The sequence below is a fragment of the Novosphingobium sp. UBA1939 genome (assembly GCF_002336885.1).
In the GTDB taxonomy this organism is placed as follows: Bacteria; Pseudomonadota; Alphaproteobacteria; order Sphingomonadales; family Sphingomonadaceae; genus Novosphingobium.
Genome location: NZ_DDFB01000142.1, coordinates 1 through 5,648, shown reverse-complemented (window position 1 = coordinate 5,648; position 5,648 = coordinate 1). Strand labels below are relative to the sequence as shown.

Below are 5,648 nucleotides of genomic sequence, written 5' to 3'. Positions count from 1 at the left end.
GGACGTGTTCGGCCCGGATTCGCTGGCCGAAGTGCCGCTGGCGGCGGTGGTCGAAGGGCGCGTGGTGACGGGCACGATCGACCGGCTGATCGTCCGCTCCGACCTGATCCGCATCGTCGATTTCAAGACGGCGCGCCGACCGCCCGCGCGAATCGAGGAGATTCCGGCGGCCTACCTGCGCCAGATGGCGGCCTATGTCGCGGCGCTGAAGGTGATCCATCCCGGCCGCCGCGTGGAAGCCGCGCTGCTCTATACCCACACGCCGCAACTGTTCGCCTTGCCGGAGGCGCTGCTGGCGGCGCAGAAGCTGGACCTTTCCCCCGCGCAGGAATCCTTTTCCGCGTGATCTGTTGTTTCAAGACAGGGACCGCCTAGATTGGCGGCCAAGACCAGAAGGAGTTACCGATGTCCACCAAAGCCGTCACCGACGCCAGCTTCGCCGCCGACGTTCTCGAATCCGACAAGCCCGTGCTGGTCGATTTCTGGGCNNGACTGGTGCGGCCCGTGCAAGATGATCGCGCCGGCGCTGGAAGAGATCGCCGAGGAACTGGGCGACAAGCTGACCATCGCCAAGATGGACATCATGGAAAACACCGGCATTCCGGGCGAAATCGGCGTGCAGTCGATCCCGCTGCTGGTTCTGTTCAAGGATGGCAAGCCGGTGGCGCAGAAGCTGGGTGCCGCGCCCAAGAGCCAGCTCAAGGGCTGGATCGAAAGCGTTCTCTAAACCCGACGAAAGTGCCCTGAATCGTCATTGCGAGGGGCGAAGCCCCGCGGCAATCCAGAGCGGCACGCCGGACTCTGGATTGCTTCGCTCACGCTCGCAATGACGGGGCGGGGTACGCCGGGGTTTACTCGGCGGGCAGGGCGTTCAGCCTCTCCGCCATGGCATCCCACAGCGCGGGGGTGGCCGCCGCGATCAGGCCCGGCTCCAGATGCCGGTCCAGCAGGTAGGGCGAACCATCGGGCCGCGCGGCCTTGCCGCCGGCTTCGTTGACGAACAGCACGCCCGCCGCGTGGTCCCACGCCAGCGTGCGTTCGAAGATCGACAGATCGTTCACTCCCAGCACGATGCGTGGATACTGCTCGGCCGCGCAGCGCGGGATGTCCACCAGCGTATAGTGCGGTGCGATATGCTGGCGCATCGCCTCGCGCTTGTCCTTGTCCACGAACACCAGCGAGATCGCGGCGACCGGCGGTTCTTGCCCGGTCGCCTGCGCCATCACGCGCTCGCCGTTCACCCACGCACCCTTGCCGCGATGGGCGATGCACAGCCGGTCGATCAGCGGATCGTAGATCCAGCCCGCCACGATCTCGCCCTTTTCCGCCAACGCGATCAGGATCGCGAACGGAGGCTTGCCAGCGGCGAAATTGTTGGTGCCGTCGAGCGGGTCGATCACCCAGCACAGGCTGTCGCCCAGCCGGTCCATCAGCGTCGGATCGGCATGGCTGCCCTCTTCGCCCACGATCGCGGCTTCGGGCAGGATCTTCGCCAGCCCTTCGATCAGCAGCGCCTCGCTTTCGGTATCGGCGATGGTCACGACATCGTCCGCCGCCTTGGCCACGATCTGGTGATCGGCAAGCTGGCGATAGTGCCTCAGCAGCGTGCGTTGGGCGGTATCGTGCATCAGCGCGGCGACGGCGGTGTCGAGAGCGGATTCCGTCATGAAAGTCCTTCGGCGCGCGAACGCGGGTAACGGGGAAGATCGTCGGCTGGCTCCGCCCAGGGGATGCGGCTGGCGTAGAACATATGGAAGCCCGGCGTGACGCGTTCGGGATGATCGAGCGTGGCAAGGCTGAAATCGGCGGTCGCGGGGGCGGACGTGTCGCGCATCAGCAGCGGCGTTCCGCAGGCGCGGCAGAACCAGCGTTCGCCGCTTTCGCTGGAAGATACCCGCCCGATGGACGCAAGGCCCTGTTCGACCACGAAGGCATCGGCCGGGACGGAAGCGAAGGCCATGGCCGGGCTGCCGGAATTGAGCTGGCAGGTGCGGCAATGGCACCAGCCGGCGTCGGTCGGCGCGCTGGCCAGCCGGTAGCGCACCGTGCCGCACAGGCAGCCGCCGGTCCAGTCGCCGCTCCCGTTCCCGCTCATGTCAGCGGGATCATGACCTGGCTGGCATAGCCGGGACGTTCGCGCAGCCGGGCGTACCATTCCGCCACGTGCGGAACATCGGGGCGGGGCACCGCCAGGCTGAAGAAGGTGTGGGCATAGACGCCCATCGGGATGTCGGCGATGCCGAAGCGGTCACCCGACAGCCATGGGCGTGTGGCGAGTTCGGCGTCGAGGATGCGCATCATCGCGCCCGAGGCTTCGGCCGAGCGGGCGACCGCGGGATCGCTGGCGTTCTTGCCTTGGCGCACGCACCCCAGGAACGCATCGCGCTGCGCGTCGGCGAAATGGAACTGCCAGTCCATCCACTTGTCGCCCATTCCGCGGATGGCGGGATCGTTGCTGCGGAACGACGGGGCATGGCGATCCGCCAGATAGCGCAGGATCGCGTTCGATTCCCACAGCACCAGATCGCCGTCCTCGATCGTCGGGATCATGCGGTTGGGGTTCTTGGCCAGGTATTCCGGCGTGAAGCCGAACGGGCCGCCCATGTCGATCCGGCGGTGCGGCAGGTCCATCTCGATCGCGGCCCACGCCACTTTCTTGACGTTGTGCGAATTGAGCCGTCCCCAGATCGTGAGCATCGCGGGTCAGCTCCGGTAATCGGCGTTGATCGAGATGTAGCCGTGCGTGAGATCGCAGGTCCACACCGTTGCGCTGCCATCACCCAGGCCGAGATCGACCTCGATGTCGATCTCGCGGCCCCTGAGATGCGCGGCGACCGGGCCTTCGTCGTAATCGGCGAGCGGCTGGCCTTCCTTCGCCGCCCAGGTGCCGCCGAAGCCGATCGACAGCCGGTCGCGGTCCGCCGGTTCGCCGGCCTTGCCCACGGCCATGACCACGCGGCCCCAATTAGCGTCCTCGCCGGCGATGGCGGTCTTGACCAGCGGCGAATTGGCGATGGCCAGACCCACGCGGTGCGCGCTTTCGTCGCTGACCGCCCCGGTGACGTGGACGGTAATGAACTTCTGCGCGCCTTCGCCGTCCCTGACGACGAGATGCGCCAGTTGGCGGCACACGTCCTCCAGCGCGGCGGCGAAGGCATCGGCGCCGGCGCTGTCGAACGAGGCCAGCGGCGCGTTGCCCGCCCTGCCGGTGGCGAAAGCCAGCACGGTATCGCTGGTAGAGGTATCGCTATCCACGGTGATGCAGGAAAACGTCCTGCGGTTCGCCGCCGAAAGAAGCTGCTGGAGAAACGCCGGCTCTATCGCCGCATCGGTGAAGACATAGCCCAGCATCGTCGCCATGTCTGGCGCGATCATGCCCGAACCCTTGATGATGGCGCTCAGCGTGACCTTGCTGTCGCCCACCATAGCCGTGGCGGTGGCTCCCTTGGCGAACGTATCGGTCGTGCCGATGGTGCGCGCGGCGTCCTCCCACGAACATTCCGGTGCGGTGAGCGCGGCCTCGACGCCGGCGCGCGCCTTGTCCTTGGGCAGCGGCACGCCGATAACCCCGGTCGAGGAAACGAACACCTGCTCCTTCGCGCAGCCGAGATGGTCGGCGACTTGCGCCATGATCTGCTCCACCGCCTCGCGCCCGCGATAGCCGGTGAAGGCGTTGGAATTGCCGGCGTTGACCACCAGCGCGCGGCCCAGGCCCTGCGCGATATTGGCGCGGCCCAGTTCGACTTCCGAGGAGCAGCAGACGTTGCGTGTGAACACGCCGGCTACCGAGGTGCCCTCCGCCAGTTCGACATAGGTCAGATCGCATCGGCCCCAGTCCTTGTAGCCGGCGCGGGCGATGCGCGGCGTCACCCCGCTGATGGCCGGAAGGGTGGGAAAAGGCGTGGCGAGCGGAGAGACGGCGTCGGACATGGGCCAAGCGGTTAGCTCCCGGCCACGCTGATCGCAAGCCGCGGCGCGTGTTTTCGATGCCCGGTCCCGATGACCGCTTTGACGCTTTACCCGAAGGAAAATTCCGGGCACGGATGCGGCCATGCGTATCAAGACCCTGCTGCTGACCGCCATGACCTCCCTTACTTGCGTAGGCCTTGCCTGCGTGAGCACCGCGCAGGCCGCCGCTCCAAAGGGACCGACGCCGAGCAACAACCCTGGCACCTGGATCGGGGCGGACGACTATCCGAAGGACGCGCTCGCCGGGGGCGCGGAAGGCGCGGTGGCGTTCGATGTGACGGTTGGCGCGGACGGCGTGCCGACGGGCTGCACGATCACGACGGGCAGCGGCTCCGCCGCGCTGGACGAAGCCACCTGCCGCCTGGTTTCCACGCGGGCGCGGTTCAATCCCGCGACCGACGCCGGGGGCAAGGCGGAAGCGGGTCACTACCGCAACAAGATTCGCTGGGTCTTGCCCGAACAGACGCAGCCCGTACTGATCGTGCCGCGTGCCGGCCCGTGGATGTGGTCGCGCGATTGCCGGGTGCTGGCTGATGGCGATCCGGCGGCCGCGCTGCGGGTGATCGCCAGCGCCACTTGCAACTGAGATTCACCCTGGAGGCATTTCGCAGCGGTTCGGCATGGACGGATCGCGCGCGAGATACTATCTAACTTCGCACATGCGCCTGTTGCTCGCCCTTCTTGCCCTGTTGACGGGGCTGTCCTTCCCCGATGTCGCGTTGGCGACGTCGCGGATGGAAGTGGCGGATTCGGGCGTTTCGGTGGCTGTCGCCACGCCCGCCGCGCCACGTGCGCAAAGCTGCGCCGGGCAGGGCGGGGAAGCCCCGCGCAAACGTTCGACGGTGCAGCGCAAGATGCTGCGTCTGCCCACGGTGGCGCTGGCGCGGACCTGCGGCATCCTGCTTTCGGATCGCGGGCGCGAATAAGCCGCGCGTTTTCGGACCCGCTTTCCCCGACCAGACGCCGCGCCAGCACGCCACAGCGATGCGCGCGGCCCGTACATCTCTCCAAATTCAGGATATTTCCATGCTCGGCTCGCTCGCCAAGGCCATTTTCGGCTCGTCCAACGACCGTTACGTGAAGTCGCTCGACAAGATCGTGCGCAAGATCGCCGCGTTCGAACCGCAGGTTCAGGCGATGAGCGACGCGGAACTCAAGGCGCAGACCGCCAAGTTCCGCGAACAGCTCGATCAGGGGCAATCGCTCGACGACATCCTGCCCGAAGCCTTCGCCACCGTGCGCGAGGCGTCGATCCGCACGCTGGGCCTGCGCCATTTCGACGTGCAGATGATCGGCGGCATCGTGCTGCACCGGGGCGAGATCGCGGAAATGCGCACCGGCGAGGGCAAGACGCTTGTGGCGACGCTGGCGGTGTACCTCAACGCGCTGGAAGGCAAGGGCGTTCACGTCGTGACCGTCAACGACTACCTCGCCAGGCGCGACGCCGAGACGATGGGCGTGCTCTACACGTTCCTGGGCCTGACCGTGGGCGTGATCGTGCCGAACCTCAACGAGGAGGAGCGCCGCGCGGCCTATAACGCCGACATCACCTACGCGACCAACAACGAGCTGGGCTTCGACTACCTGCGCGACAACATGAAGCACGAGCGGTCGCAGATGGTGCACCGCCCGTTCAACTACGCGATCGTCGACGAAGTGGACTCGATCCTGATCGACGA

Annotated in this window: 8 protein-coding genes and 1 pseudogene; 5 read left to right on the top strand and 4 right to left on the bottom strand. The window is 66.8% G+C overall.

Features of this window, described 5'->3' with window-relative positions; all coding sequences use genetic code 11:
- Both B3547_RS19325 and trxA read left to right on the top strand, forming a co-directional pair.
- On the top strand, positions 1–346 hold a 346-nt coding region (locus tag B3547_RS19325; RefSeq protein ID WP_292966050.1), incomplete at its 5' end, for a PD-(D/E)XK nuclease family protein.
- A 59-nt stretch (positions 347–405) separates the two neighbouring features.
- Positions 406–727, top strand: a pseudogene (gene trxA, locus B3547_RS19320) (thioredoxin).
- A gap of 124 nt (positions 728–851) precedes the next feature.
- Here trxA and B3547_RS19315 read toward each other — a convergent pair.
- Genes B3547_RS19315 through argJ form a run of 4 tightly spaced genes read right to left on the bottom strand, consistent with a single transcriptional unit; the run spans position 852 to position 3,930 of the window.
- On the bottom strand, positions 852–1,667 hold the full coding sequence (locus B3547_RS19315; RefSeq protein WP_292966047.1) for an inositol monophosphatase family protein: 816 nt from the start codon (positions 1,665–1,667) through the stop codon (positions 852–854).
- Positions 1,664–2,095 carry a GFA family protein gene (locus tag B3547_RS19310; RefSeq protein WP_292966044.1) on the bottom strand — a complete coding sequence of 144 codons (432 nt, stop codon included), beginning with the start codon at positions 2,093–2,095 and terminating at the stop codon, positions 1,664–1,666. Before B3547_RS19310 ends, B3547_RS19315 begins: the two co-directional genes overlap by 4 nt.
- On the bottom strand, positions 2,092–2,697 hold the full coding sequence (locus tag B3547_RS19305; RefSeq protein WP_292966041.1) for a glutathione S-transferase family protein: 606 nt from the start codon (positions 2,695–2,697) through the stop codon (positions 2,092–2,094). The genes B3547_RS19310 and B3547_RS19305 overlap by 4 nt, the downstream gene beginning before the upstream one ends.
- Positions 2,698–2,703: 6 nt before the next feature.
- Positions 2,704–3,930: a bifunctional glutamate N-acetyltransferase/amino-acid acetyltransferase ArgJ gene (gene argJ / locus B3547_RS19300; RefSeq protein ID WP_292966038.1), complete on the bottom strand. Its 1,227-nt coding sequence runs from the start codon at positions 3,928–3,930 to the stop codon at positions 2,704–2,706.
- Positions 3,931–4,051: 121 nt separating this feature from the next.
- On the opposite strand from argJ, the gene B3547_RS19295 reads away from it, so the two are divergent.
- The 3 genes from B3547_RS19295 to B3547_RS19285 form a co-directional block, all read left to right on the top strand.
- Positions 4,052–4,555: an energy transducer TonB gene (locus B3547_RS19295; RefSeq protein ID WP_292966035.1), complete on the top strand. Its 504-nt coding sequence runs from the start codon at positions 4,052–4,054 to the stop codon at positions 4,553–4,555.
- A gap of 73 nt (positions 4,556–4,628) precedes the next feature.
- Positions 4,629–4,895 carry a hypothetical protein gene (locus B3547_RS19290; RefSeq protein ID WP_292966032.1) on the top strand — a complete coding sequence of 89 codons (267 nt, stop codon included), beginning with the start codon at positions 4,629–4,631 and terminating at the stop codon, positions 4,893–4,895.
- 100 nt (positions 4,896–4,995) lie between these two features.
- On the top strand, positions 4,996–5,648 hold a 653-nt coding region (locus B3547_RS19285; RefSeq protein ID WP_349676507.1), incomplete at its 3' end, for a DEAD/DEAH box helicase.

Coding starts and splice junctions, on each gene's coding strand:
- B3547_RS19315 (WP_292966047.1), bottom strand. CDS start 1,667: ATGACGGAATCCGCTCTCGACACCGCCGTCGCCGCGCTGATGCACGAT.
- B3547_RS19310 (WP_292966044.1), bottom strand. CDS start 2,095: ATGAGCGGGAACGGGAGCGGCGACTGGACCGGCGGCTGCCTGTGCGGC.
- B3547_RS19305 (WP_292966041.1), bottom strand. CDS start 2,697: ATGCTCACGATCTGGGGACGGCTCAATTCGCACAACGTCAAGAAAGTG.
- argJ (WP_292966038.1), bottom strand. CDS start 3,930: ATGTCCGACGCCGTCTCTCCGCTCGCCACGCCTTTTCCCACCCTTCCG.
- B3547_RS19295 (WP_292966035.1), top strand. CDS start 4,052: ATGCGTATCAAGACCCTGCTGCTGACCGCCATGACCTCCCTTACTTGC.
- B3547_RS19290 (WP_292966032.1), top strand. CDS start 4,629: ATGCGCCTGTTGCTCGCCCTTCTTGCCCTGTTGACGGGGCTGTCCTTC.